This window comes from Pseudomonas sp. MUP55, assembly GCF_034043515.1.
Classification (GTDB): Bacteria; Pseudomonadota; Gammaproteobacteria; order Pseudomonadales; family Pseudomonadaceae; genus Aquipseudomonas.
Genome location: NZ_CP138214.1, coordinates 5,486,435 through 5,510,104, shown reverse-complemented (window position 1 = coordinate 5,510,104; position 23,670 = coordinate 5,486,435). Strand labels below are relative to the sequence as shown.

General features: G+C 61.5%; 23 protein-coding genes and 1 riboswitch. Of the genes, 11 read left to right on the top strand and 12 right to left on the bottom strand.

The features are described 5' to 3' along the window. Positions 1-130: 130 nt before the first annotated feature. Together SC318_RS24900 and SC318_RS24895 are read left to right on the top strand one after the other, a co-directional pair. Entirely contained in the window at positions 131-682 is a 552-nt protein-coding gene (locus SC318_RS24900) for a cytochrome b (RefSeq protein WP_320428835.1), read from the top strand. Positions 683-714: 32 nt separating this feature from the next. After that, positions 715-1,293: a YceI family protein gene (locus SC318_RS24895; RefSeq protein WP_306490695.1), complete on the top strand. Its 579-nt coding sequence runs from the start codon at positions 715-717 to the stop codon at positions 1,291-1,293. A gap of 185 nt (positions 1,294-1,478) precedes the next feature. On the opposite strand, the gene SC318_RS24890 is transcribed toward SC318_RS24895, so the two are convergent. The 5 genes from SC318_RS24890 to ahcY form a co-directional block, all read right to left on the bottom strand. After that, a complete protein-coding gene (locus tag SC318_RS24890) occupies positions 1,479-3,353 on the bottom strand; it encodes an RNA helicase RhlE2 (protein WP_320428834.1) in 1,875 nt (624 codons plus the stop codon). Between the two features lie 222 nt (positions 3,354-3,575). After that, on the bottom strand, positions 3,576-4,379 hold the full coding sequence (locus SC318_RS24885; RefSeq protein ID WP_320428833.1) for a substrate-binding periplasmic protein: 804 nt from the start codon (positions 4,377-4,379) through the stop codon (positions 3,576-3,578). 63 nt (positions 4,380-4,442) lie between these two features. Next, on the bottom strand, positions 4,443-5,525 hold the full coding sequence (locus tag SC318_RS24880) for a hypothetical protein (protein ID WP_320428832.1): 1,083 nt from the start codon (positions 5,523-5,525) through the stop codon (positions 4,443-4,445). Between the two features lie 78 nt (positions 5,526-5,603). Next, positions 5,604-6,449 carry a methylenetetrahydrofolate reductase [NAD(P)H] gene (gene metF / locus SC318_RS24875; RefSeq protein WP_124388562.1) on the bottom strand — a complete coding sequence of 282 codons (846 nt, stop codon included), beginning with the start codon at positions 6,447-6,449 and terminating at the stop codon, positions 5,604-5,606. Positions 6,450-6,627: 178 nt separating this feature from the next. Then, a complete protein-coding gene (gene ahcY / locus SC318_RS24870; protein WP_320428831.1) occupies positions 6,628-8,037 on the bottom strand; it encodes an adenosylhomocysteinase in 1,410 nt (469 codons plus the stop codon). A 21-nt stretch (positions 8,038-8,058) separates the two neighbouring features. After that, a riboswitch (S-adenosyl-L-homocysteine riboswitch) is annotated at positions 8,059-8,164 on the bottom strand. A gap of 189 nt (positions 8,165-8,353) precedes the next feature. On the opposite strand from ahcY, the gene SC318_RS24865 reads away from it, so the two are divergent. Both SC318_RS24865 and SC318_RS24860 read left to right on the top strand, forming a co-directional pair. Beyond that, positions 8,354-8,758: an acyl-CoA thioesterase gene (locus SC318_RS24865; RefSeq protein ID WP_065871910.1), complete on the top strand. Its 405-nt coding sequence runs from the start codon at positions 8,354-8,356 to the stop codon at positions 8,756-8,758. 188 nt (positions 8,759-8,946) lie between these two features. Continuing rightward, on the top strand, positions 8,947-9,831 hold the full coding sequence (locus SC318_RS24860; RefSeq protein WP_320428830.1) for a formate/nitrite transporter family protein: 885 nt from the start codon (positions 8,947-8,949) through the stop codon (positions 9,829-9,831). Here the strand turns inward: SC318_RS24860 and SC318_RS24855 are convergent. After that, positions 9,825-11,084, bottom strand: coding sequence for a cation:proton antiporter (locus SC318_RS24855; protein WP_320428829.1), 1,260 nt, complete (start codon positions 11,082-11,084; stop codon positions 9,825-9,827). The genes SC318_RS24860 and SC318_RS24855 overlap by 7 nt on opposite strands. A gap of 188 nt (positions 11,085-11,272) precedes the next feature. Here SC318_RS24855 and SC318_RS24850 point away from each other — a divergent pair, with 188 nt between their 5' ends. After that, complete coding sequence (locus SC318_RS24850) at positions 11,273-11,659, top strand: MAPEG family protein (protein WP_320428828.1); 387 nt, start codon at positions 11,273-11,275, stop codon at positions 11,657-11,659. Between the two features lie 180 nt (positions 11,660-11,839). Here the strand turns inward: SC318_RS24850 and SC318_RS24845 are convergent, their stop codons facing one another. After that, positions 11,840-13,033, bottom strand: a complete 1,194-nt coding sequence (locus SC318_RS24845) for a murein transglycosylase A (RefSeq protein ID WP_320428827.1) — start codon at positions 13,031-13,033, stop codon at positions 11,840-11,842. A 128-nt stretch (positions 13,034-13,161) separates the two neighbouring features. Here SC318_RS24845 and SC318_RS24840 point away from each other — a divergent pair, with 128 nt between their 5' ends. Next, complete coding sequence (locus SC318_RS24840) at positions 13,162-13,611, top strand: c-type cytochrome (RefSeq protein ID WP_320428826.1); 450 nt, start codon at positions 13,162-13,164, stop codon at positions 13,609-13,611. 6 nt (positions 13,612-13,617) lie between these two features. Here the strand turns inward: SC318_RS24840 and SC318_RS24835 are convergent, their stop codons facing one another. The 5 genes from SC318_RS24835 to SC318_RS24815 are packed head-to-tail and all read right to left on the bottom strand — an operon-like array spanning position 13,618 to position 18,207. Continuing rightward, positions 13,618-14,013 carry a DUF1090 domain-containing protein gene (locus SC318_RS24835; RefSeq protein WP_320428825.1) on the bottom strand — a complete coding sequence of 132 codons (396 nt, stop codon included), beginning with the start codon at positions 14,011-14,013 and terminating at the stop codon, positions 13,618-13,620. A gap of 40 nt (positions 14,014-14,053) precedes the next feature. Further along, on the bottom strand, positions 14,054-15,715 hold the full coding sequence (gene ligB, locus SC318_RS24830) for an NAD-dependent DNA ligase LigB (RefSeq protein ID WP_320428824.1): 1,662 nt from the start codon (positions 15,713-15,715) through the stop codon (positions 14,054-14,056). Positions 15,716-15,743: 28 nt separating this feature from the next. Further along, entirely contained in the window at positions 15,744-15,992 is a 249-nt protein-coding gene (locus tag SC318_RS24825) for a hypothetical protein (protein ID WP_320428823.1), read from the bottom strand. 9 nt (positions 15,993-16,001) lie between these two features. Further along, the gene (metK, locus tag SC318_RS24820) at positions 16,002-17,192 is read right to left on the bottom strand and encodes a methionine adenosyltransferase (RefSeq protein WP_306490682.1); all 1,191 of its coding nucleotides are present in this window, start codon (positions 17,190-17,192) and stop codon (positions 16,002-16,004) included. Between the two features lie 19 nt (positions 17,193-17,211). Beyond that, positions 17,212-18,207, bottom strand: coding sequence for an ArsR/SmtB family transcription factor (locus SC318_RS24815; protein ID WP_320428822.1), 996 nt, complete (start codon positions 18,205-18,207; stop codon positions 17,212-17,214). Positions 18,208-18,465: 258 nt separating this feature from the next. Here SC318_RS24815 and tkt point away from each other — a divergent pair, with 258 nt between their 5' ends. From tkt to SC318_RS24790, 5 genes are all read left to right on the top strand, one after another. Next, entirely contained in the window at positions 18,466-20,463 is a 1,998-nt protein-coding gene (gene tkt, locus SC318_RS24810; RefSeq protein WP_320428821.1) for a transketolase, read from the top strand. 169 nt (positions 20,464-20,632) lie between these two features. Beyond that, positions 20,633-21,688: an erythrose-4-phosphate dehydrogenase gene (gene epd / locus SC318_RS24805; protein ID WP_320428820.1), complete on the top strand. Its 1,056-nt coding sequence runs from the start codon at positions 20,633-20,635 to the stop codon at positions 21,686-21,688. Between the two features lie 17 nt (positions 21,689-21,705). Beyond that, positions 21,706-22,869: a phosphoglycerate kinase gene (locus SC318_RS24800; RefSeq protein ID WP_320428819.1), complete on the top strand. Its 1,164-nt coding sequence runs from the start codon at positions 21,706-21,708 to the stop codon at positions 22,867-22,869. Between the two features lie 31 nt (positions 22,870-22,900). Further along, a complete protein-coding gene (locus SC318_RS24795) occupies positions 22,901-23,128 on the top strand; it encodes a hypothetical protein (protein WP_124388548.1) in 228 nt (75 codons plus the stop codon). A gap of 60 nt (positions 23,129-23,188) precedes the next feature. Beyond that, positions 23,189-23,521 carry an MliC family protein gene (locus SC318_RS24790; RefSeq protein ID WP_320428818.1) on the top strand — a complete coding sequence of 111 codons (333 nt, stop codon included), beginning with the start codon at positions 23,189-23,191 and terminating at the stop codon, positions 23,519-23,521. The last annotated feature ends 149 nt before the right edge of the window (positions 23,522-23,670 follow it).

Sequence of the window (23,670 nt, the reverse complement as noted above, 5' to 3'; positions counted from 1 at the left end):
TCTTAATCCCTTGTTAATTTATGATGCATAGCCTCTTCATCACATTTCTCGATATTTGAAAGCGAATTTTTCCGCTTTAATTCGATAGGTAAAACGCTAGTCTTGGCACAGTTCTTACGGGATTAAGTACATGCAGCTACGCAATTCACCGGCCCGCTATGGCTGGGTCAGCATGGTTTTGCACTGGGGCGTGGCCCTGGTGGTATTTGGATTGTTTGCCCTGGGACTGTGGATGGTCGGCCTCGATTACTACAGCGCCTGGCGCAAAGACGCGCCGGACCTGCACAAGAGTATCGGCATCACGCTGTTCGCTGTCATGCTGGTGCGTATTGTCTGGCGTCTGATCAGCCCGCCGCCTGCGCCGTTGGCCAGCTACAGCCGGTTGACCCGCATCGGTGCCAAGTTTGGTCATGTGTTCCTGTATCTCGGGCTGTTCGCCGTGATGATTGCCGGCTACCTGATTTCCACCGCAGACGGTGTCGGTATCCCGGTGTTTGGCTTGTTTGAAATACCTGCCCTGGTTTCCGGTCTACCGGACCAGGCAGACACCGCGGGCTGGATTCATTTGTATCTGGCCTGGGTGTTGGTTGTATTCGCCGGCCTGCACGGCGTGGCGGCACTGAAACACCACTTTATCGATCGTGATGTGACCCTGACACGCATGCTGGGTCGCAAAGCCTGATGTTCAACCTCGACTCACAAGGAAAAGAAAGTATGTTGAAAAAGACTCTCGCTGCTCTGGCAATCGGTTCGGCCCTGCTGTCCGCAGGTTCGGCGATGGCCGCTGACTACAAGATCGACAAAGAAGGCCAGCACGCCTTTATCGATTGGAAAATCAGCCACCTGGGCTACAGCTACATCCACGGTACCTTCAAGGATTGGGATGGCACCTTCAGCTGGGATTCGGCTAAGCCGGAAGCCAGCAAAATCGCAGTCGACGTGAAAACCGCCAGCCTGTGGTCCAACCACGCTGAACGTGACAAGCACATCGCCAGCAAAGACTTCCTCGACGTGGCCAAGTTTGCCGACGCCAAGTTCGTGTCCACCGCGGTTAAATCCACCGGCGACAAAACCGCTGACGTGACCGGCGACCTGACATTCCACGGTGTGACCAAGCCTGTGACCTTCAAGGCCACCTTCAACGGTGAGGGCAAGGATCCATGGGGCGGCGAACGTGCTGGCTTCAACGCCAAGACCACGATCGACCTGAACGATTTCGGCGTGAAAGGCCCAGGCCCGACTTCGCAGACCGTGGACCTGGATATTTCGCTGGAAGGCGTGAAGCAGAAGTAATGTCCGCCTGACAACGCGGACCTTTGTGGGAGGGGGCTTGCTCCCGATAGCGGTGTGTCAGCCACTGCATGTGCTGGCTGATCCATTGCTATCGGGAGCAAGCCCCCTCCCACATTTGCTCTGAACGAGCCAAAAAAATGCCCCGTATCCAAAGATACGGGGCATTTTTTATGACGCCTTGAACCTCAGCGGTTGCGGGTCAGCAGCGCTGGCTTCTCGCCACGAGGACGGCCAGGCAGTTGATCCAACTGCTCGGGTGTCGGGAAGCGATCCGCTTTCGACTCCTTGTGGATGATCTTCGGCGCCGGGCCACCGCGCGGGTTTTGCACCGCTGGCTCGGACGAACGTGGCTGCTCGTCACGGGCCGGGCGGCGGTTGTTGCTGCGCGAGTCCTCGCGACGGGCCTGACCGTCACGCGGTGCACCACTGCGTGGGCCGTTGCGCTTGGCTGGCGGCGTACCCGTGGTGCCGCCGCTGCTGTTGCGCGGGCCGTTCTGACGTGCGCCCTGTGGCTGGCCGCCACGTGGGGCACCGGCGCCAGTGCCCTGTGCAGGGGCGCCCGGACGACGGCCACGGCCCTGGGCCGGCTTGGCCTGGGGCACGTAGTCGACGCGGTTACCGAAGTTATCCACATCGTCGTCGAGGAATTCGTCCGGAGCGCGATCGGCAGCGGCGCGTGGCGGCTGGCTCGGCTGGCGCTGTTCGCGGGCCGGGGTGCCTTCACGGGGCTTCTGCTCACGGGCCGGGCGTTCGCCACGGCTGCTGGTGGCGGATTTTTCCTTGCCCTTGTCCTTACCCTTGTCGCGACGACCACCGCCGCCGTTCGGGCCATCGCCCTTCGGACCGCGTGGGTTGCGTGGGTTGCGTACGTCCGGGCGCTCGCGCGCCTCAGGCTTCTCGGCCTCCACGGTGCTGGCATCGAAGCCCATCAGGTCGCCGTCGGCGATTTTCTGCTTGGTCATGCGCTCGATGCTTTTCAGCAGTTTTTCTTCGTCCGGTGCGACCAGGGAAATGGCCTCGCCTGAACGACCGGCACGGCCGGTACGGCCGATACGGTGCACATAGTCTTCGTCGACGTTCGGCAGCTCGAAGTTGACCACGTGCGGCAATTGGTCGATATCCAGGCCGCGTGCGGCGATATCGGTGGCGACCAGAATGCGCACAGTGCCGGCCTTGAAGTCGGCCAGGGCTTTGGTGCGCGCGTTCTGGCTCTTGTTACCGTGGATGGCGACGGCGGTGAGGCCGTGCTTGTCCAGGTACTCTGCCAGGCGGTTGGCACCGTGCTTGGTGCGGGTGAACACCAGCACCTGTTCCCAGGCACCGTGGGTGATCAGGTGCGCCAGCAGCGAGCGCTTATGGCTGGCGGGCAGGCGGAATACGCGCTGCTCGATACGCTCGACCGTGGTGTTGGGCGGCGTGACTTCGATGCGCTCAGGGTTGTGCAGCAGCTTGCCGGCCAGGGCAGTGATGTCCTGGGAGAACGTGGCCGAGAACAGCAGGTTCTGACGTTTGGCCGGCAGGCGGGCGAGGACTTTTTTCACGTCATGGACAAAGCCCATGTCGAGCATGCGGTCGGCTTCGTCCAGCACGAGGATTTCCACGTGGGACAGATCGACGCTGCCTTGGCCGCACAGGTCGAGCAAACGACCCGGACACGCCACCAGCACGTCAACACCGCGGGACATGGCCTGAACCTGAGGGTTCATGCCGACGCCGCCGAAGATGCAGGCGCTGACGAACTTCAGGTCGCGGGCATACAGCTTGAAGCTGTCGTGCACTTGGGCTGCGAGTTCGCGGGTGGGGGTCAGGACCAGTACGCGCGGTTGGCGCGGGCCGTGACGCTGGGATTTGTCCGGGTGACCGTTGGGGAACAACCGCTCCAGAATCGGGAGGGCGAAACCACCGGTTTTACCGGTACCTGTCTGCGCCGCAACCATCAGGTCGCGACCTTGCAACACGGCGGGAATGGCCCGCTGTTGCACCGGAGTAGGCTCGGTATAGCCCGCTGCCTCGATGGCGCGGACTAAAGCCTCGGAGAGACCGAGGGAAGCAAAGGACATGAGTAATCCTGTTTTAGTTAGGGCTTGGCCCAAAGGGATAATCTTGCCGGGCGTGAATGGCGCTTAGGGGAGCGTAATCCCGTCCGGTCCTGCTGCGTCTGGCGGGCACTCCACCGGCTCGCGCGGGCTGCAAAGCTGCGCTGTAGCGGGGTTGGGTGCCTTTTTCAAGACCTCAGCGGCCGGGCGTAAGCCTGGCGGAAAGGCCGGAGTATAACAGAGCAATCACTGCGCGCTGCTTTCCTGCTGCTCAACGGTGTATCCGGACGCGCTGACAGTGCCCGTTTGCACCTGGCTACCGCCGTATTTGGCGCTCAACGCGGCATAGGCCGGCTCTTGCTTGAAGCGCTTGAGCTCGGCGGCAAAGCGCTGCACCAGCAGGTCCATGCCCGCGCCACGTCGCACCGCGAGAAACTGCTGCTGGCGGCTGACCACCCATGGCGCCTGGCTGACTTTGCCCTCAAGCCCCAATTCCTTGATCAGGTGCTGCCCCACGCGACGATCGGTGACCACCATATCAACGCGCCCCAGCATGAGCTTGCCGAAGTTGGCTTCGTGGCTGGGGGCCGGTTCACGCGTGAAGGCGGTGGACCCACTGAAGGCTTCGCCATACAGGTAACCAGGGGAGGTGCCTACGGTCAGGCCGCGCAGATCGTCAAGGGTTTCGGCGGGGTGCGCACGTTGGTTGGCGTAGAACAGCACGAACTCGACCGCCGACAAGGGTTCGGCGGGGTAGAGCAGCAAGGCGTCGCGCTCGTGGCTGTGGAAAATATCCAGCGCGCCATCGGCGTGGCCTTGGTCAAGCATGGCAAGGCAACGCTTCCAGGGCAGAAACTGCCACTGCACCTCCACACCGAGACGCTGGAACACGATCACCGTGGTTTCGTAGTCCAGGCCACGCATGCTGCCGTTGTCATCGTAGACGTAGGGCGCCCAGGGCTCGGTGACAATGCGCAGTTTCTCGCCATAAGCGGCCAGGCTCAGGCAAGTGAGAAACGCAGCAATCAACAACTTGGAAATGACGGGCATTCCCTGAGGTTACGATGCTCCCGGGATAAAGAGAAGCTCTGGCACGCGCTTTGGCGACGGGTGCTATTTTACTGGCGCGTCCATCAGGTGGGCATGAATCGCCGCACGTCGCTCGCCAAGAATCAGGCGCACCACCGGGTTGGCGAACCAGTGTTCGAGCTGGTGTTCGTCAATCGGGCGTTTCTGGCGCTCTTCCTGGTTTTGCCGAGCCTTGTCCCACCAAACCGGCCCACAGGCCTGGTCGAACTCGTTTTCGTGTTCATAGCAGCCGTAGAGAATTTCGCGGATGAACTGCTGCTGGTGCTTGGGCAACAGCAGGGTAATGAGCTTGTACAGCGTGCGCTGCAAGCGCGGCGGGCGCGGCAGGTGGGCCGAGACCTGGCGGGTGTCGGCCAGGGCCAGCGCACTGGTGGGCGCGGCGGCGTGCTTGGCGATCCACGCCTTGACCTTGGCCCGGAACAGCTGCTTGCGGCTCCAGTAATGGTGGATCAGGTCCGGGCACTCGCGCACATTGACGGTGCGGTAGGCGGCGATGGACAGGCAGAACTCTTCCAGGGTGTAGGCACCCTGGGCGTGAGGAAACAGCTCATCCATCAACTCGATCGAACGGTCGAGGATGTGCGCGTCCTGCTGGGTCAGGCCCATCACGCCGGAGTTGAGGGTCATCATGTCATCGTCGGCCACGCCCATCTCCAGGAGACGCTGGCGCAGCGCGGTGTAGAGGATGCTTTCGTGGTTGTCGCCATACTTGGTGTAGAAGGCGTTGCACAGCAGAGTGCCTGGCTGCACGCGCTCGAAGAGGGCCATGGGCGAGCGGTGAAAAAACGTGTCGGTGTCGATCAGCAACGCTACCGGCGACTCTTGCAGCACCTGGCGCAGCACCACGTGTTTGGTGCGGAAGTGATAACCGTGGGGCTCACTCCAGCGTTTGCGGGTGGCCTCGTCCAGCGGGCGCACACGTACCGGCAGCAGGCGATAGGGTTCGGGGTTGTCGCTGAACACCTGGATGTCCACGGCCGCGTCGGGGGTGTCCTGCAGGAAAGCCAGGGCACTGGCGATGCTGAATACCGCTTCCTGATGGTACGTCTCGGCGCCGAAGACGAGGTAGACCAGCTGCGGGCGGGAAGTGGAAGACACTGTATTCATGGACTGCGGGGTTCCGTGGGTATGTAAAACGACAAAGGCCCTCGTCTGAACGAGGGCCTTGGCACAACCGGGCAAGCCTCAGCGTGGCAGCTTGAGGTTGTTCCAGATGGCAAGGCTGGGTTCAGCCTGGTTCAGGGTATAGAAGTGCAACCCTGGCGCGCCACCTTGCAACAATTGTTCACACATCTCGGTGATGACCTGCTCGCCGAACGCCTGGATGCTTTTGACGTCATCGCCATAGGCTTCCAGTTGCTTGCGCACCCAGCGTGGGATCTCGGCACCGCAGGCGTCGGAGAAGCGCGCCAGCTTGCTGTAGTTGGTGATCGGCATGATGCCCGGCACGATCGGGATGTTCACGCCCATGGCCCGTACCCGCTCGACGAAGTAGAAGTAGCTGTCGGCGTTGAAGAAGTACTGGGTGATCGCGCTGTCGGCGCCGGCGTTGGCCTTGCGCACGAAATTCTTGAGATCGTCTTCGAAATTGCGCGCCTGGGGATGCATCTCCGGGTAAGCAGCCACTTCGATATGGAAGTGATCGCCGCTTTCTTCGCGGATGAAGCTCACCAGATCGTTGGCGTAGCGCAGCTCGCCGCTGGCCATGCCCATGCCGGATGGCAGGTCGCCACGCAGGGCGACGATGCGCTTGATGCCAGCGGCCTTGTATTGGGTCAGCAGGCCGCGCAGGTCGGCTTTGCTGTCGCCCACGCACGACAAGTGCGGAGCGGCGGGAACTTTGACTTCACTTTCGAGCTGCAGCACGGTGTTGATCGTGCGGTCACGGGTCGAACCGCCGGCGCCGTAGGTGCAGGAAAAAAAGTCGGGTTGATAGCCGGCCAACTGCTTGGCAGTGGCCATCAGTTTTTCATGCCCAGCATCGGTCTTGGTCGGGAAGAACTCGAAGCTGTAGCGACGGTCTTGGGACATAGTAATACCCTTGGAAACTCGGAATTGCGGAATGTGTACACCGTCAATGTGGGAGGGGGCTTGCCCCCGATGGCGGAGCGTCAGTTAGTAAACATATCGACTGACCCACCGCATCGGGGGCAAGCCCCCTCCCACATTTAAAGCCCACTCCCCACAGGGGGAGCGGGCAGCAGGCATATCAGTAGCGATAAGCGTGCGGCTTGAACGGACCTTCAACGGTCACGCCGATGTAGTCGGCCTGGGTCTTGGTCAGTTGGGTCACCACGCCGCCAAAGCCGCGGACCATTTCCAGGGCCACTTCTTCGTCGAGTTTCTTCGGCAGTACTTCCACGGTCAGGCGCTCGGCTTTCTGGGCAGGCGACAGGTCGGCGTACTTCTGTTGGAACAGGAAGATCTGCGCCAGTACCTGGTTGGCGAACGAGCCATCCATGATGCGGCTTGGGTGGCCGGTCGCGTTACCCAGGTTCACCAGGCGGCCTTCGGCCAGCAGGATCAGGTAGTCATCGTTCTGCGGGTCGAAAGTACCTGCACCGGTGCGGTGTACCTTGTGAACCTGTGGCTTCACTTCTTCCCATGCCCAGTTCTTGCGCATGAAAGCTGTGTCGATCTCGTTATCGAAGTGACCGATGTTGCACACTACTGCGCGCTTCTTCAGGGCCTTGAGCATGTTCGCATCGCAGACGTTCACGTTACCGGTGGTGGTGACGATCAGGTCGATCTTGCCCAGCAGGGCTTTGTCGATGCTCGCTTCGGTGCCGTCGTTGACGCCGTCGATGAACGGCGAAACCACTTCGAAACCGTCCATGCAGGCTTGCATGGCGCAGATCGGGTCAACTTCGGAGACTTTGACGATCATGCCTTCCTGACGCAGGGACTGGGACGAACCCTTGCCCACGTCACCGTAGCCGATCACCAGGGCTTGCTTGCCCGACAGCAGGTGGTCGGTGCCGCGCTTGATGGCATCGTTCAGGCTGTGACGGCAGCCGTACTTGTTGTCGTTCTTGCTCTTGGTCACCGAGTCGTTGACGTTGATGGCCGGGATCTTCAGCTCGCCCTTGGCCAGCATGTCCAGCAGACGGTGAACGCCGGTGGTGGTTTCTTCGGTCACGCCGTGGACGCGGTCCAGGATCTGCGGGTATTTCTTGTGCAGCAGCTCGGTCAGGTCGCCGCCGTCGTCGAGGATCATGTTGGCATCCCATGGCGCGCCATCTTTCAGGATGGTTTGCTCCAGGCACCACTCGTACTCTTCTTCGGTCTCGCCTTTCCAGGCGAACACCGGGATGCCGGCGGCAGCGATAGCGGCAGCGGCCTGGTCTTGAGTCGAGAAAATGTTGCAGGACGACCAACGCACTTCGGCACCCAGGGCAACCAGGGTTTCGATCAGCACGGCAGTCTGGATGGTCATGTGGATGCAGCCGAGAATCTTCGCGCCCTTGAGCGGCTGCTCAGCGGCGTATTTGCGACGCAGGCCCATCAGGGCTGGCATTTCGGATTCGGCGATAAAGGTTTCGCGACGGCCCCAGGCAGCGAGGGACATGTCGGCGACTTTGTAGTCGTTGAATTCTGCAGGCGTGATTACAGCGCTCATGAAGAGCCTCCATTCGTAGTGTGCGAATGGGCGCCGTTGTGCGTTTAGTATCAGGCCGGTGTACCGGGCCGGACAACGCCCCATCCGAGCCTGACAGGTTGAACCTGCTGCAGCGCCCCTCGGACAGGTGGCGGGAGAACGGTAGTAGCCGTTCTGAATCGGGGGCGATTATAACGGTCTATGACCGGCTAGTGGCAAGCGACAAGCTACAAGCGGCAAGTAAAAGCGAATCTGCTTTTAACTTGCAGCTTGTGGCTTGAAGCTTGAAGCTGGCGGCGCAACACTATCGTTCACCCACCTCAACCGCGGAGCCGCCATGAACTTCCACACCCGTAAGTGGGTAAAACCCGAAGACCTCAACCCCAACGGCACCCTGTTCGGTGGCAGCCTGCTGCGCTGGATCGACGAAGAAGCGGCGATCTATGCGATTGTCCAGTTGGGCAACCAGCGTGTGGTGACCAAGTACATTTCCGAAATCAACTTCGTCAGTGCCTCGCGCCAGGGCGACATCATCGAGCTGGGCATCACCGCCACCGAGTTCGGCCGCACCTCCATTACCCTGACGTGCGAAGTGCGCAACAAAATCACCCGCAAAAGCATCCTGACCGTAGAGAAAATGGTCTTCGTCAACCTTGGCGAAGATGGGCTGCCGGCGCCTCATGGTCGCACCGAAATCAAGTACGTTAAGGATCAGTTCCAGGACGACAGCCTTCCCGAGTAACAAAGCGCTGATCGCCAGCGGCATTGAGACACGCTGTGCGATCACCAAAGGCGCGTAACAAACCTTGGGACCTCAGCCACGGTGGAGATGGCCAAGGCCTGGAAGATGCGTGTTTAGTTGCCTGGCCACTGAACAGCCACTGTGGCGGCGTGTCGTAGCTACACGCCCCCCTTGGACTCCGGATCATCATGGCCACCGACGAAGCAGGCAAAACCCCCAATCTGTCGCACGAAGAGCAGAAGGACGTAGACAAGAACCAGCCGCCCCGTGCGGCGGTGCTGCATGAAATCATTCGAACCCAGGGCGACCAGGAGCTGGAACGCAGTGTCGCGGCGCTGTGGTGGTCGGCCCTGGCTGCCGGGCTGACCATGGGCTTGTCGCTGATGGCCATGGGACTGCTCAACTCGCGCTTGCCCGACGGCGAAGCGTTCAAGGTCATCGCCAGCTTTGGCTATTGCGCGGGTTTTCTGGCGGTGATCCTGGCGCGCCAGCAACTGTTTACCGAAAACACCCTCACCGCCGTGTTGCCGGTGATGAGCAAGCCGACCCTGGCCAATGCCGGGCGCCTGTTGCGGCTCTGGACGGTAGTGCTCGTCGGCAACCTGTGTGGCACGTTGCTGGTGGCCTACGTCATGCTGCACCTGCCGATTTTCGACACCAAGACCGACATAGCCTTCCTGGACATCGGGCGCAAGATCATGGAAAACGACGCCGGCCAGATGTTCGCCAAGGGCATCGTCTCCGGCTGGATGATCGCCACCATGGTGTGGATGATCCCGTCGATGGAAAGCGCCAAGATGTGGATCATCATCCTGATCACTTATCTGATGGCCCTGGGCGACTTCACTCACATCGTGGTGGGCTCGGCGGAAGTGTCATACCTGGTGTTTGCTGGCGAACTGTCCTGGCATGACTTCTGGCTGATATTCGCCGGCCCGACCCTGGCCGGCAATATCATCGGTGGCAGTTTCATCTTTGCGTTGATCAGCCATGCGCAGATCCGCAGCGAGGGCAGCTTGCCGGGCAAAGCTGCGGATCCGAGGCATCCGCAGCCCGGCGAAAAGGATCAGTGAGTCGCGGGCGTGGTCTCGGTTTCGCCCTGGGTCACGCGCTTGACCAGCCTGCCGATGCTCAAGCCCTGGAGCAGGATCGACGAGAGCACCACGATATAGGTGATGCTCAGCAGCAGGTCGCGTTCCGGGCCCAGGGGCAACGCCAGCGCCAGCGCGACTGAGACGCCGCCGCGCAAACCGCCCCAGGTCAGGATGCGGATGGTGCCACGGGGTACCGTGCGCCAGCGCCGCAGCAGCAGAATCGCCGGGGCCACGGTCAGCAGGCGCGACAGCAGGATCGCCACGGCCAGCAAGCTGGCTGCCAGTACGTGCAGCCAGTTGAACGGCAACAGCAGCAGTTCCATGCCGATCAGCGCAAACAGCAGGGCGTTGAGCATGTCGTCGAGCAACTCCCAGAAACCGTCCAGATAGCGCCGAGTCATGTCGTTCATTGCCAGCTTGCGGCCCAGGTTGCCGATGATCAGCCCCGCCACCACCATCGCAATCGGTGCAGAGACGTGCAATTCGGTCGCCATCGCCGAGCCGCCGATCACCAGCGCCAGGGTCAGCATGACTTCGATCTGGTATTGCTCGATGCTCTTGATCATCAGGTACACGAGGTAGCCGATCAGCCCACCGAACACCACGCCGCCAATCGCCTCGTGGGCGAACAGCATGGCCGTGGCGCCCACCGTCGGTGTTTCACCCAACTGCGCGATGCCCAGCAGGACGGTAAACACCACCACCGCCGTGCCGTCGTTGAACAGCGATTCGCCGACGATGGTGGTTTTAAGCGGTTTTGAGGCATTGGCCGTACGCAGCACGCCCAGCACCGCAATCGGGTCGGTCGGCGAGATCAGCGCGCCGAACAGCAGGCAATACAGGAAGCTCACGTGCCAGCCGAACAGGGCGAAGATGTAGTACGCCAGGCTGCCGATCACCACGGTGGCGATCAGTACGCCAAAGGTCGCCAGCAGTCCGATGGGCCAGCGGTAGCTGCGCAGGTCGCTCAAGTTGACGTGCAACGCGCCGGCGAACAGCAGGAACGAGAGCATCCAGTTCATCAGCAAATCGCCGAAGTCGATCTGCCCGATCAGTTGCTGAATGTGCTCTTCCAGACCGGGATAGCCGATAAAACTCAGGCCTTGCAGGATCAGCGAAAACAGCAGCGCAGTGACCATTACGCCGATGGTGGGCGGCAGGCCTATAAAACGGAAATTGACATAAGTGAGCAGGGTGGTGAGGCAAATGAAAGCGGCGACAAGCTCAAGCATCCGGGGTCCTTGGGGCGGGGGAATGTAGGCGCACAGCGTGCGTCGAGACGTTGTTTAGTATAAACAGGTGCCCTTGTGCGAAAGAACCTTTCAACCGAACACGGCTCATAGCTTGAGGGTTCGCGCCGATCGGCACATGGGTAATGAAGCCCTGACTGCCTTGATAAAACCAAAAAAGGGAATGACTGATGACCGTAGCTTTCTGGTGTGTGTTGATCGCCATTTTTCTGCCGTACCTGTGTACCGGTGTGGCCAAGTTCAGCGAAGGCAAGTTCGGGCCCAAACATAACCACGACCCGCGTGCATTCCTGGAAACGGTCGAAGGTGTCTCCAAGCGCGCCCACAACGCGCAACTCAACGGCTTTGAAGTCACCCCGGCCTTTGCCGCGGCAGTGATCATCGCTCACCTGGCCGGTACCGCCGATCTGGTGACGATCAATGTGCTGGCGGTGCTGTTCATCACCAGCCGCCTGCTCTACATCATTTGCTACCTGGCGGACTGGGCGCTGCTGCGTTCGCTGGTGTGGGTCGTGGGGATGGCGCTGATCGCGAGCTTCTTCTTCGTCTCGATCTGAAAACGGCGCCTTCTCTGATCGTTCCCGCGCTCCGCGTGGGAATGCCTGCTGAGACGCTCTGCGTCTCGCCTTTTATGGCGGACGCGGAGCGTCCAGGGCCGCATTCCCACGCAGAGCGTATGGAACGATCATCAATGAGGCAGGGACAAGCCCCCTCCCACATGTGATCTTCAGTATCTGTCAGGTTCCGCTGGGTGCATCCGGCACTTGTGGCAGCGCCATACCCTTGGGCCACAGCATCCAGATCTGTCCCTGTTGCTTCATGTTTCCTGCCAGATCGCCCGCTGCGGTGCCCGTGCCCCAGAACAAGTCTGCGCGCACTTCGCCGGTGATTGCGCCCCCGGTGTCCTGGGCTGCGACGGGCCTGGTAAGCGCTGAACCGTCAGGTTTGGTGGTCGACAGCCACAACAAACTCCCCAGCGGAATCACCTTGCGGTCCACCGCCACGCTGTAACCCGCAGTCAATGGCACGTTCAGCGAACCGCGCGGCCCTTCATTGCTGTCGGGGCGGGCGCTGAAGAACACATAGCTGGGGTTGCTCGCCAGCAGTTCCGGAATGCGCTGCGGATGTGCCTTGGCCCAGGCGCTGATGGCGCCCATGCTCACCTCTTCCTTCTTCAACTCGCCTTGCTCGACCAGCCAGCGGCCGATAGGGCGGTAGGGATAGCCGTTCTGGTCGCCATAACCCACGCGCAGTTGACGCCCACCGGCCAGTTGAATGCGCCCGGAGCCCTGGATCTGCAGGAACTGCAGGTCCATTGGGTCGGTCAGCCAGGCGATGGGTTTGGCGGTCGAGCCCTGGCCGTTGATGGTGCTGGCATCGTCATACGGCTTGAGTACGCGGCCCTCCAGGCGGCCGCGCAGGCGTTTGCCCTTGAGCTCGGGATAGATGGCTTCCAGGTTGACGATAATCAGATCATCCGGCACACCGTACACCGGCACGTGGGCGGTGGCGGTCTCGGTCAGGCTGCCGGGGTAGACCGGCTCGTAGTAGCCGGTGATCAGGCCGTTGGGTGTGTTGTCGGCTGAGCGCAGGCCAAACACATCCAGGCGCTCCTTGAGAAACCCGCGCACCGCCAAGGCATCGCCCGGTACGCTGGCTGCCGCAGCGCAGGTCGCGCCCCAGATCGGATCGGCCTTGAGGCGCTGACAGGCACTGCGCCAGGATTCGAAACCGGCCAGCAAGTCGCTGTCGGAAACGGCTGGCAACGCTTCCCATGGAGCGCTCACGTAGGTGGCGACGGCATGGGGTTTGACGGGTTCTTCTTTGGCAGTCTCTTTGCCAGCGTCTTTGCCCAGGTCGCAACCGGCCAGCAGCGCGATCATCGGCAGAGCCCACGCCAGGCGGCTCCAGGGTTTCCAATTGACATTCATGCACGTAATTCCTGAAGCGATTGCCCGTGCCTGAACGCGCTCGGGCAACCCTTATTATTAATAGGGCTATTGGTCTTTGCGGACGGGGCGAGGATACTGGCCACCGTTTTCCGTGACCCTGAGCCACCATGACTTTCAAAAACATTTCGGTTGTAGTGCTGGCCTGCCTGGCCTTGTCTGCCTGCGGCGGTGTGGACCCCAACTCTCCCTTGGGTCAGCGCAAGGCGATCTTCAAACAAATGCTCCAGACCAGCGAAGGCCTGGGCGGCATGTTGCGCGGGCGCATCCCTTTTGAAGGCGCCCGGTTCGCCGACGGCGCGGTCAAGCTGGATACGTTGTCCCATCAACCCTGGCAGCACTTCCCGAGCGTGCGGGAAGAGGATCACACCAGCGCCCGGGACGAGGTGTGGCAAAAGCAGGCGCAATTTCTGCAAATGGCTCGCGACCTTGAGGCAGCCACCGGTGAATTGGTGATCGCCAGCCAGACCCAGCCCTATAAGGCCAGCAGCCTTCAACCGGCGATGCAGAAAGTCGAAGATGCGTGCAGCGCTTGCCATAAGCAGTTCCGGGACCACTGACCGGTTTTACTGGTCGAGTTCTTCCACCGCATCCTGCAGCTCTTTGCGCGATTCGGCGAGCTTGTCCTTGCGCTTGTTGATCTTGTCCGCATCGCCTTTTTTCATGGCTTTGTCGAGGTCGGCCTGACGGCGGCTGACTTCGTGCTTGGCGTCCAGCACCTTGTTTTCGCGCTCTTTCTTCAGCGATGCGTCAGTGCAGTTGGCGGTGACTTCGCTCAGGGCTTTTTCCAGACCGGCCTGTTGGGCGCTGTTGCCATGGGCCTTGGCCTGTTCGATCTGGATGCTGATGGCTTGGCGCTTGGCAGCGCAGCCTGTCAATGGCGATGTTTCGTCGGCGGCCAGCAGCGGCGTGGCCATGAAGCTTGCGAAAGTCAGTAAGGCAAGAGGGGCAAGCAATTTCATATACGGGCTCCAGAGTAGCAATCAGAGGGTGGGGCCGGGTTCAAAAACCGTCTATGCCGGCGCCACGTAATGTTTCAGCCAAGGCCTGTACCTGCGGGTCGCGGAAAAAGGCGCTCAGTTGCGCCGCACGTCCCGGGCCGATGCCGTCAGTGGCCAGCCAGGCTTGGGTGTCTTTGGCGACCAGCGTATGCCAGTCGCCCTCCAGGTTGTTGCGCGCCGCGGGCGGCACGCCCAATGCTTTCAGCCATTGTGCAAAGGGGCGCTTCCGGGCGCTTTGAATACTGTCGAGCACTCGCGCGCGGGTGCGTTCGCCCAAACCATCAATGTTAGCAAGCTCTGCCGCATCCAGGGTTAACCAATCGAGAAAGCCTGCGATTAGACCGGCCTGGATCAATACGTTCCAGGTTTCTCGGCCCATATGTGGCAAGGCCAGGCCCTGGTTGCTGCTCAGCCAGGTGAGGCGCGAGAGCAGTTGCTCCTCGCACCCAGGGTCCAGTTGCCAACAGCTCAGGGCGTGAAAGTCTCGGGAATCGGGTACGGCCACCTCCACGCGGGTCTCGTTGCGCAGGATCACCTCGTCGAGCCGAGGAATGACCTGGCCGGCAAGGCTGATGGACACCTGATCGCCGGGACGAATGTCCAGGCGCTGCCAATTCTTCAGTGAGCCGGCGCTGACACGGCTGATTTGCCGGTCATCCAGGCGGACGGGGTCCAGTTCGAGAATCGGCGTGATGCGCCCGGTGCGCCCGATCCTGAACTGCACTTTGCGCACCAGCGCCAGCGCTTTGGTCGCCGGATATTTCCAGGCCACCGCCCAGTAAGGTGCGTTGGCTTGCCAGCGTTTGGCGGGGGCGCGCGCAGCCTGGTGAAGCACCACGCCATCGCTGGCGAATGGCAGCGGATGGCTGTACCAATGGGCTCGCCAATGCGTGGCCTCGCTGAGGCTGCCGACGGCCTGGCTATAGCGCTGGCTGTCGATGAAACCCCATCGCGCCAGGATGGCCAGGCGCTCGGTGAAGCTCGCCGGGCCTTCGGGCCACGCCCAGACGAACAGTCCGATGCCACCGGCCTCGATGTCGCTCAGTTGCCGTCGGTTCATCAAGCCGGCCACTTTGCTGCGTGCGTTGAGCCCGCCGTTTTCAGACTGTACGTGGCCTTCCAGGCGCCAGTAGAGCTCGCCTTGCAGCACTGCATCGACGGGCTCCGGAAGTTGCTGAACGATACCGGCAATCTTGCGCGCGGAAACTGACCAGTCGTGACCGAGCAGGCCGTCGCCACGGCTGATGACCTGGTGCAACTGGCCTCGCCGATACACCAGGGTCACGGCTACCCCGTCGACCTTTGGCTGAATCCAGACATCCCGCCGGGTGCTGAGCCAGTCACCTACCTCGGCCGCATCCAGCAGCTTCTCCAGCCCGGTATGCGCAACCGGATGGCGAAGCGTGCCGCGTGAGCTTGCCAGCGGGTTTTCAGTTTTGGGTGTGGTTTGGTGCGCACATTTGCGCCACTGGGCCAGGCGTCGGTGGGCCTGGTCGTAAAGTTCGTCGCTGACGGGGGTTTGGCCCTGTCGGTGGTAGGCGTCATCCCACTGGCTGACCTGCCTGGCCAAGGTGTCGATTTGCGATCGGGGATCATCGGGGCAGCCCTCGGCCCAGGCCCAGCACGGGAGAAAGCCGACCAGAAGAACCATTAACAAGCGCATGGTGAGCGTCCTTGCTCGAAAAGGGCGCTCAGCCTAAGTGATCCGCACCGCCACAAAAAAGCCCCGACTCAGCGGGGCTTTTTACCAGGTGTTTCTGCTTGCTTGAACGGACCGCCCAACGCTTGCGTCGCGTCGTGATTTCCAGGCTGAAGCGCCTGCTTTTGCTGGCCCGCGTCGATTCCGGCTTGAGTTTCAGCGATTTTGTTGCTGCTTTTGTTGGCCTGAATTCAACGCGTAAAAAAGCCCCGCCGAGCGAACCCGGCAGGGCTTCCTGCATCGCGAGCGATTACAGGCCGGCAGCGATACGCAGGTCGTCGGCGCGGTCGGTTTTTTCCCAGGTGAACGTGGTGAAGGTGTCGTCGCCGACAGTCTTCTGCGCAGGGGTACGACCGAAGTGGCCGTAGGCTGCGGTTTCCTGGTACATCGGGTGCAGCAGGTCGAGCATGGTGGTGATCGCGTAAGGGCGCAGGTCGAAGATCTCACGCACCAGCTTGACGATCTTGTCATCGCTGATCTTGCCGGTGCCGAAGGTATTCAGCGAGATCGACGTAGGCTGGGCCACGCCAATGGCGTAGGACACCTGAATCTCGCAACGCTCGGCCAGGCCGGCGGCGACGATGTTCTTGGCCACATAACGGCCGGCGTAGGCGGCGGAACGGTCAACCTTGGATGGGTCCTTGCCGGAGAACGCGCCACCGCCGTGACGGGCCATGCCGCCGTAGCTGTCGACGATGATCTTGCGACCGGTCAGGCCGCAATCGCCCACCGGGCCGCCGATGATGAACTGGCCGGTCGGGTTGATGTGGAACTGGGTGTCCTTGCTCAGCAGTTCGGCAGGCAGCACGTGCTTGACGATCAGCTCCATCACGCCTTCGCGCAAGTCTTTGTTGGAGACGTCCGGGTTGTGCTGGGTAGACAGTACAACGGCGTCGATACCCACCACTTTGCCGCCTTCATAGCGGCAGGTGACCTGAGACTTGGCGTCCGGGCGCAGCCATGGCAGCAGCCCCGACTTACGCGCTTCGGCCTGGCGCTGCACCAGCTGGTGAGAGAAGGTGATCGGCGCAGGCATCAGCACGTCGGTTTCGTTGCTGGCGTAGCCGAACATCAGGCCCTGGTCGCCAGCGCCTTGATCTTCAGGCTTGGCGCGGTCGACGCCCTGGTTGATGTCGGGGGACTGCTTGCCGATGATGTTCATCACGCCGCAGGTCGCGCCGTCGAAGCCGACGTCGGAGCTGGTGTAGCCGATGTCGGTGATCACGTCACGCACGATCTGCTCCAGGTCGACCCAGGCAGTGGTGGTGACTTCGCCGGCGATGATCGCCACGCCCGTTTTCACCAGAGTCTCGCACGCCACACGGGCGAACTTGTCTTCAGCAATGATGGCGTCCAGCACCGCGTCAGAAATCTGGTCGGCGATTTTGTCCGGATGCCCTTCAGACACGGACTCGGAGGTGAAAAGGGAGTATTCGCTCATCTCGATGTTTTCCTGATATTTACCGATGGTGAGTGTCGCCAGCCGGCCGCTGAAAATGGCGGACCTGGATCTGGAAACCATTACGTAAACCTACATAGAGGCTTTCCCCGGGAACGAGTCCCGCAGCGGTGGCCCAACGGGCCAAATCGTCCTGTTCAAAACCCAACCAGAGATCACCGCAGGCCTCCTTGGCCCAATTCTGGTTGTGGCTGCATAAATCCGTCACCAGCAGGCTACCGCCGGGATGCAGCAACCCGGCCATTTGCTTGAGCGCGTCGGCGGGAGCGGCAAAATGGTGCAAGACCATGTTCAGCACCACGCAATCGGCCTGCAGGCTGGTGTCACTCAGGGCATCGGCCAGTTGCAGGTGGACGTTGCCCAACGCTTCGCGCTCGCACAGCTGGCGCGCCAGTTCAAGCATCGCAGGGCTGTTGTCCAGCGCGGTGACCTGGCCAAAGCGTCGCGCCAGGTCCGGCAGGAAACCGCCGTCGCCAGGGCCGACTTCCAGGGCCGTGGCCCCCTGACTGAAGCTCAGCTTGTCCAGCAGCGCCAGCACGCTTTCGCGGTACTGGGGCAGGCTGGCGATCAGGTCTTGCTGGGCACGAAATTTCTCGGCAACCCGCGCGAAGAAATCCTGGCTGGCGGCGGCGCGTTGCCCGTGCACCTGGCTGACGCGCGACTGTACGTCGCTCGGCAGGGCCAGGTTGTCCACTTCTTCGAGCAGGGCGGCGTGCAATTTGCCGCCAAGCAACTCGGTGTGGGGCAGGGCGCGACGGTAAAAAATCGCATTGCCTTCGCGGCGCGTCGCCACCAGGTCGGCCTGGGCCAGTACCTTCAAGTGATGGCTCATGCCGGACTGGCCGATGGCGAAGATCTGCGCCAGTTCCAGCACACCAAAAGAGTCATTGGCCAGTGCGCGCAATACGTTCAGACGCAACGGGTCACCCGCAGCCTTGCAAAGGGCTGCCAGTTCATCGCCGTCGTCAGGACGCAGTGAGGGCACGGGTAGGTTCATAAGGCCAGCAGTCTAGTGACGGGTGGGAATCGCTGCAAGGCCAATATCAAAAAGTTTTGATATTGATCGATAAGTGGCAGTTATAAGCAGCCGCTATAACCTTTAGACGAACCCGCGTGGGCATTCTGCAAAGGATTGGCGCGCAAACCACAGGAAAAACCGCTCAAGTGACTATCTGTCATTGCCCGCAGGCGGTGGCTGAGGGAAAATGCCGGTCCTTTTTTCCGTTTCTTTATTCAAGCCCCCAGGAGATCAGCGATGCCCAGCCGTCGTGAGCGTGCCAACGCCATTCGTGCCCTCAGCATGGATGCCGTGCAAAAAGCCAACAGCGGCCATCCCGGTGCCCCGATGGGCATGGCGGATATCGCCGAGGTACTTTGGCGTGATTACCTGAAGCACAACCCGAGCAACCCGTCGTTCGCCGACCGTGACCGCTTCGTGCTGTCCAACGGCCACGGCTCGATGCTGATCTATTCGCTGCTGCACCTGACCGGCTACGACGTCACCATCGATGACCTCAAGAGCTTCCGCCAGCTGCACAGCCGCACCCCGGGCCACCCGGAATTCGGCTACACCCCAGGCGTCGAGACCACCACCGGTCCCCTGGGCCAAGGCCTGGCCAACGCCGTTGGCTTCGCGCTGGCTGAAAAAGTCCTGGGCGCGCAGTTCAACCGCCCTGGCCACGACATCGTCGACCACCACACCTACGTCTTCCTGGGCGACGGCTGCATGATGGAAGGCATTTCCCACGAAGTCGCCTCCCTGGCCGGCACCCTGGGCCTGGGCAAGCTGATTGCCTTCTACGATGACAACGGCATTTCCATCGACGGCGAAGTCGAAGGCTGGTTCACCGATGACACCCCCAAGCGTTTCGAAGCCTACAACTGGCAGGTGATCCGCAACGTCGACGGCCACGATCCGGAAGAGATCAAGATCGCCATCGACACCGCGCGCAAGAGCGCACAGCCGACCCTGATCTGCTGCAAGACCACCATCGGCTTCGGCTCGCCGAACAAGCAAGGCAAGGAAGACTGCCACGGCGCCCCACTGGGTGACGCGGAAATCGCCCTGACCCGCGAAGCGCTGAAGTGGAACCACGGCCCGTTCGAAATCCCGGCTGACATCTACGCCGAGTGGGATGCCAAGGAAAAAGGCCTGGCTGCCGAGTCCGAGTGGGACCTGCGCTTCGCCGCCTACTCCGCCGAATTCCCTGAGCTGGCCAACGAGCTGGTGCGTCGTCTGGCCGGTGACCTGCCTGCCGATTTCTCGGAAAAAGCCTCGGCCTACATCGCCGAAGTCGCGGCCAAGGGCGAGACCATCGCCAGCCGTAAAGCCAGCCAGAACACCCTGAACGCCTTCGGCCCATTGCTGCCTGAGTTCCTCGGCGGTTCGGCTGACCTGGCCGGTTCCAACCTGACCCTGTGGAAAGGCTGCAAAGGCGTGTCGGCCGAAGACGCCAGCGGCAACTACATGTACTACGGCGTACGCGAGTTCGGCATGAGCGCCATCATGAACGGCGTGTCCCTGCACGGCGGCCTGGTGCCTTACGGCGCGACCTTCCTGATGTTCATGGAATATGCGCGTAACGCGGTACGCATGGCGGCGCTGATGAAGAAGCGCGTGATCCACGTCTACACCCACGACTCCATCGGCCTGGGCGAAGACGGCCCGACGCACCAGCCGGTCGAGCAATTGACCAGCCTGCGCACCACGCCGAACCTGGACTGCTGGCGCCCTGCCGACGCGGTGGAATCCGCCGTGGCCTGGAAGCACGCGATTGAGCGCAAGGACGGCCCTTCGGCGCTGATCTTCTCGCGTCAGAACCTGCAGCACCAGGTGCGTACCGACGCGCAGATCGCCGACATCAGCCGTGGCGGCTACGTGCTCAAGGACTGCATCGGCGAGCCGGAGCTGATCCTGATCTCCACCGGTTCCGAAGTGGGCCTGACCGTTCAGGCCTACGACAAGCTGACCGAGCAAGGCCGCAACGTACGCGTTGTGTCCATGCCGTGCACCAGCGTGTTCGAAGCCCAGGACGCCGGCTACAAGCAATCGGTACTGCCGTTGCAGGTCAGCGCGCGTATCGCCATCGAAGCGGCCCACGCCGACTACTGGTACAAGTACGTAGGCCTGGAAGGCCGTGTGATCGGCATGACCACCTACGGTGAGTCGGCGCCGGCGCCAGCCTTGTTCGAAGAGTTCGGTTTCACCCTGGAAAACATCCTGGGCCAGGCTGAAGAGCTGCTGGAAGACTAAGGCGCTAACGCGGTGGCCCACTGACCACCGCCTCTACTGTAGGAGCGAGCTTGCTCGCGAAGATCGTTAACGATAACGCAGCGTTTCTGGTTTGACGCGGCGCTCTCAAGTTCTTCGCGAGCAAGCTCGCTCCTACAGTGGTTTGTGTCGCCCCTACTGCGAGAACCCCATGCCCCAACCGCGTCCCTACAAAGTTGCACTCAACGGCTACGGCCGCATTGGTCGTTGCGTCTTGCGTGCTCTGTTCGAGCGAGGGGCGGCGGCCGGGTTTGAAATTGTTGCGATCAACGATCTGGCGGATATGGCCAGCATCGAATACCTGACACGTTTTGACTCCACCCATGGCCGTTTCCCCGGCGAAGTGCGGGTCGAAGGCGATTGTCTGCATATTAAAGGCAACTGCGTGCACGTCTTGCGCAGTGCCACGCCAGAAGGCATCGACTGGAAAGCACTGGGCGTCGACCTGGTGCTGGAGTGTTCCGGTGTCTATAACACCCGTGCCGATGGCCAGCGTTTTCTCGACGCCGGCGCGCCGCGTGTGCTGTTTTCCCAGCCGATGGCCAGCGAGGCGGACGTGGACGCCACCGTCGTCTACGGCATCAACCAGGATTGCCTGACCGGCGATGAACTGCTGGTGTCCAACGCCTCCTGCACCACCAACTGCAGCGTGCCGCTGTTGCGCCTGCTGGATCAGGCAATCGGCCTGGACTACGTGTCGATCACCACGATTCACTCGGCCATGAACGACCAGCCGGTGATTGACGCCTATCATCACGAAGACCTGCGCCGCACACGCTCGGCGTTCCAGTCAGTGATTCCGGTGTCCACCGGCCTGGCGCGGGGCATCGAACGCCTGCTGCCGGAACTTGCCGGGCGAATCCAGGCCAAAGCGGTACGGGTGCCGACGGTGAACGTGTCCTGTCTGGACATCACCATGCAAACCGTGAGCGACACCGATGCCGTGGAGGTCAACCGGATCCTGCGCGACGCCGCCACCAGCGGCCCGCTCAAAGGCTTGCTGGCCTACACCGAGTTGCCCCACGCCAGCTGCGATTTCAACCATGACCCGCATTCGGCGATTGTCGATGCCAGCCAGACCCGCGTTTCCGGCCCGAGGCTGGTGAACATCCTGGCCTGGTTCGACAACGAATGGGGCTTTGCCAACCGAATGCTCGACGTTGCGGAACACTATCTGCAAGTGGCTTCAAAACAACCTCAACAGTAATTCAGGAACTGCGACCCATGACCGTGTTGAAGATGTCCGACCTCGATCTGCAAGGTAAGCGCGTACTGATTCGCGAAGACCTCAACGTCCCAGTCAAGGACGGTGTTGTCACCAGCGATGCGCGAATCCTGGCCTCGCTGCCGACCATCAAGCTGGCCCTGGAAAAAGGCGCGGCCGTGATGGTCTGCTCCCACCTGGGTCGCCCGACCGAAGGCGAGTTCTCGGCTGAAAACAGCCTCAAGCCGGTGGCCGAATACCTGAGCAAGGCCTTGGGCCGCGAAGTGCCGTTGGTGGCTGACTACCTGGGCGGCGTCGAGGTGAAAGCCGGCGACATCGTGCTGTTCGAAAACGTGCGCTTCAACAAGGGCGAGAAGAAAAACAGTGACGAGCTGGCCCAGCAATACGCTGCGCTGTGCGACGTGTTCGTGATGGACGCCTTTGGCACCGCTCACCGCGCCGAAGGCTCGACCCATGGCGTGGCCAAGTTCGCCAAGGTCGCTGCCGCCGGCCCGCTGCTGGCGGCCGAGCTGGATGCACTGGGCAAGGCCCTGGGCGCTCCGGCACAACCGATGGCGGCCATCGTGGCCGGTTCCAAGGTGTCCACCAAGCTGGACGTCCTCAACAGCCTGAGCCAGATCTGCAACCAGTTGATCGTTGGCGGCGGCATTGCCAACACCTTCCTGGCTGCCGCCGGCCACCCGGTGGGCAAGTCCCTGTACGAGCCGGACCTGCTCGACACCGCCCGCGCCATCGCCGCCAAAGTCAGCGTGCCGTTGCCGGTGGACGTGGTCGTTGCCAAGGAATTCGCCGAAAGCGCCGAAGCCACCGTCAAGCTCATCGCTGACGTGGCCGCCGACGACATGATTCTGGATATCGGCCCGCAAACCGCGGCCAACTTCGCTGAGCTGCTCAAAGCTTCGCAGACCATCCTGTGGAACGGCCCGGTCGGCGTATTCGAGTTCGACCAGTTCGGCAACGGTACAAAAGTGCTGGCCAAAGCCATCGCCGAAAGCTCGGCGTTCTCCATCGCCGGCGGCGGCGACACCCTGGCGGCTATCGATAAATATGGCGTTGCCGACCAGATCTCCTACATTTCTACCGGTGGCGGTGCGTTCCTCGAATTCGTCGAGGGCAAGGTACTGCCGGCCGTGGAAGTGCTGGAAACCCGAGCCAAAGGTTAAGGCGCGCGTGATCAGGAAAAAGGAGCATCCCATGATCAAGTCGTTGGCACTGGTGATTGCAGTGGGCCTGCTGGCCGGCTGCGGCAGCACGCCGAACGCGGCGCCCGAGGCGGATAAAGCCTCGGCGCCGCTGAAAAAAAGCTGCTACCAGGCTGACTGGCAAGCCGAGACCATGCCGGTGATCAACAAGCGCATTGGCAACGAGCGGCTGGAGAAATACGACTCCGCGCCCAACGGTCAGGAACAGGGTTGCCCTTGACGGGTCTGATCCACTAACCCACAGCAACGGCGGCCCGAGGTCGCCCTGCGAGGATTGGCAATGAAAGGCGTTATCGCCCTGGCAGCACTGGCCTTGTTGGCCGGTTGCAGCAGCATGAACATGTTCGACAAGGCAGAGCCGGAAGGTAAATGGACAACCTGGACCTGCGACAGCAAGGCCGAGGTCAACTGGCGCTTTGCCAATGCGGCCCGCTCCGAGGTGGATGTGCGCCTTGGCGGCTCGGACCAGGTTTATCGACTCAAGCAGGACGTGGCGGCTTCGGGTGTGCTGTATGCCAACGACCAATTGGCGTTTCACACAAAAGGCGAGGAAGGCCTGATTTACTGGACGGCCACGGATGATTTGATCGGGCGTGGCTGTAAGGCCAACTGAGATCTGTCATGAGATGAGATCCAAATGTGGGAGGGGCTTGCCCCCGATTGCAGTGGGTCAGCCGGCACATGGGTGTCAGGATGACCGCTATCGGGGGCAAGCCCCCTCCCACATTGATTCGGTTTCAACTTGGAATTTGAGTCGGCTAC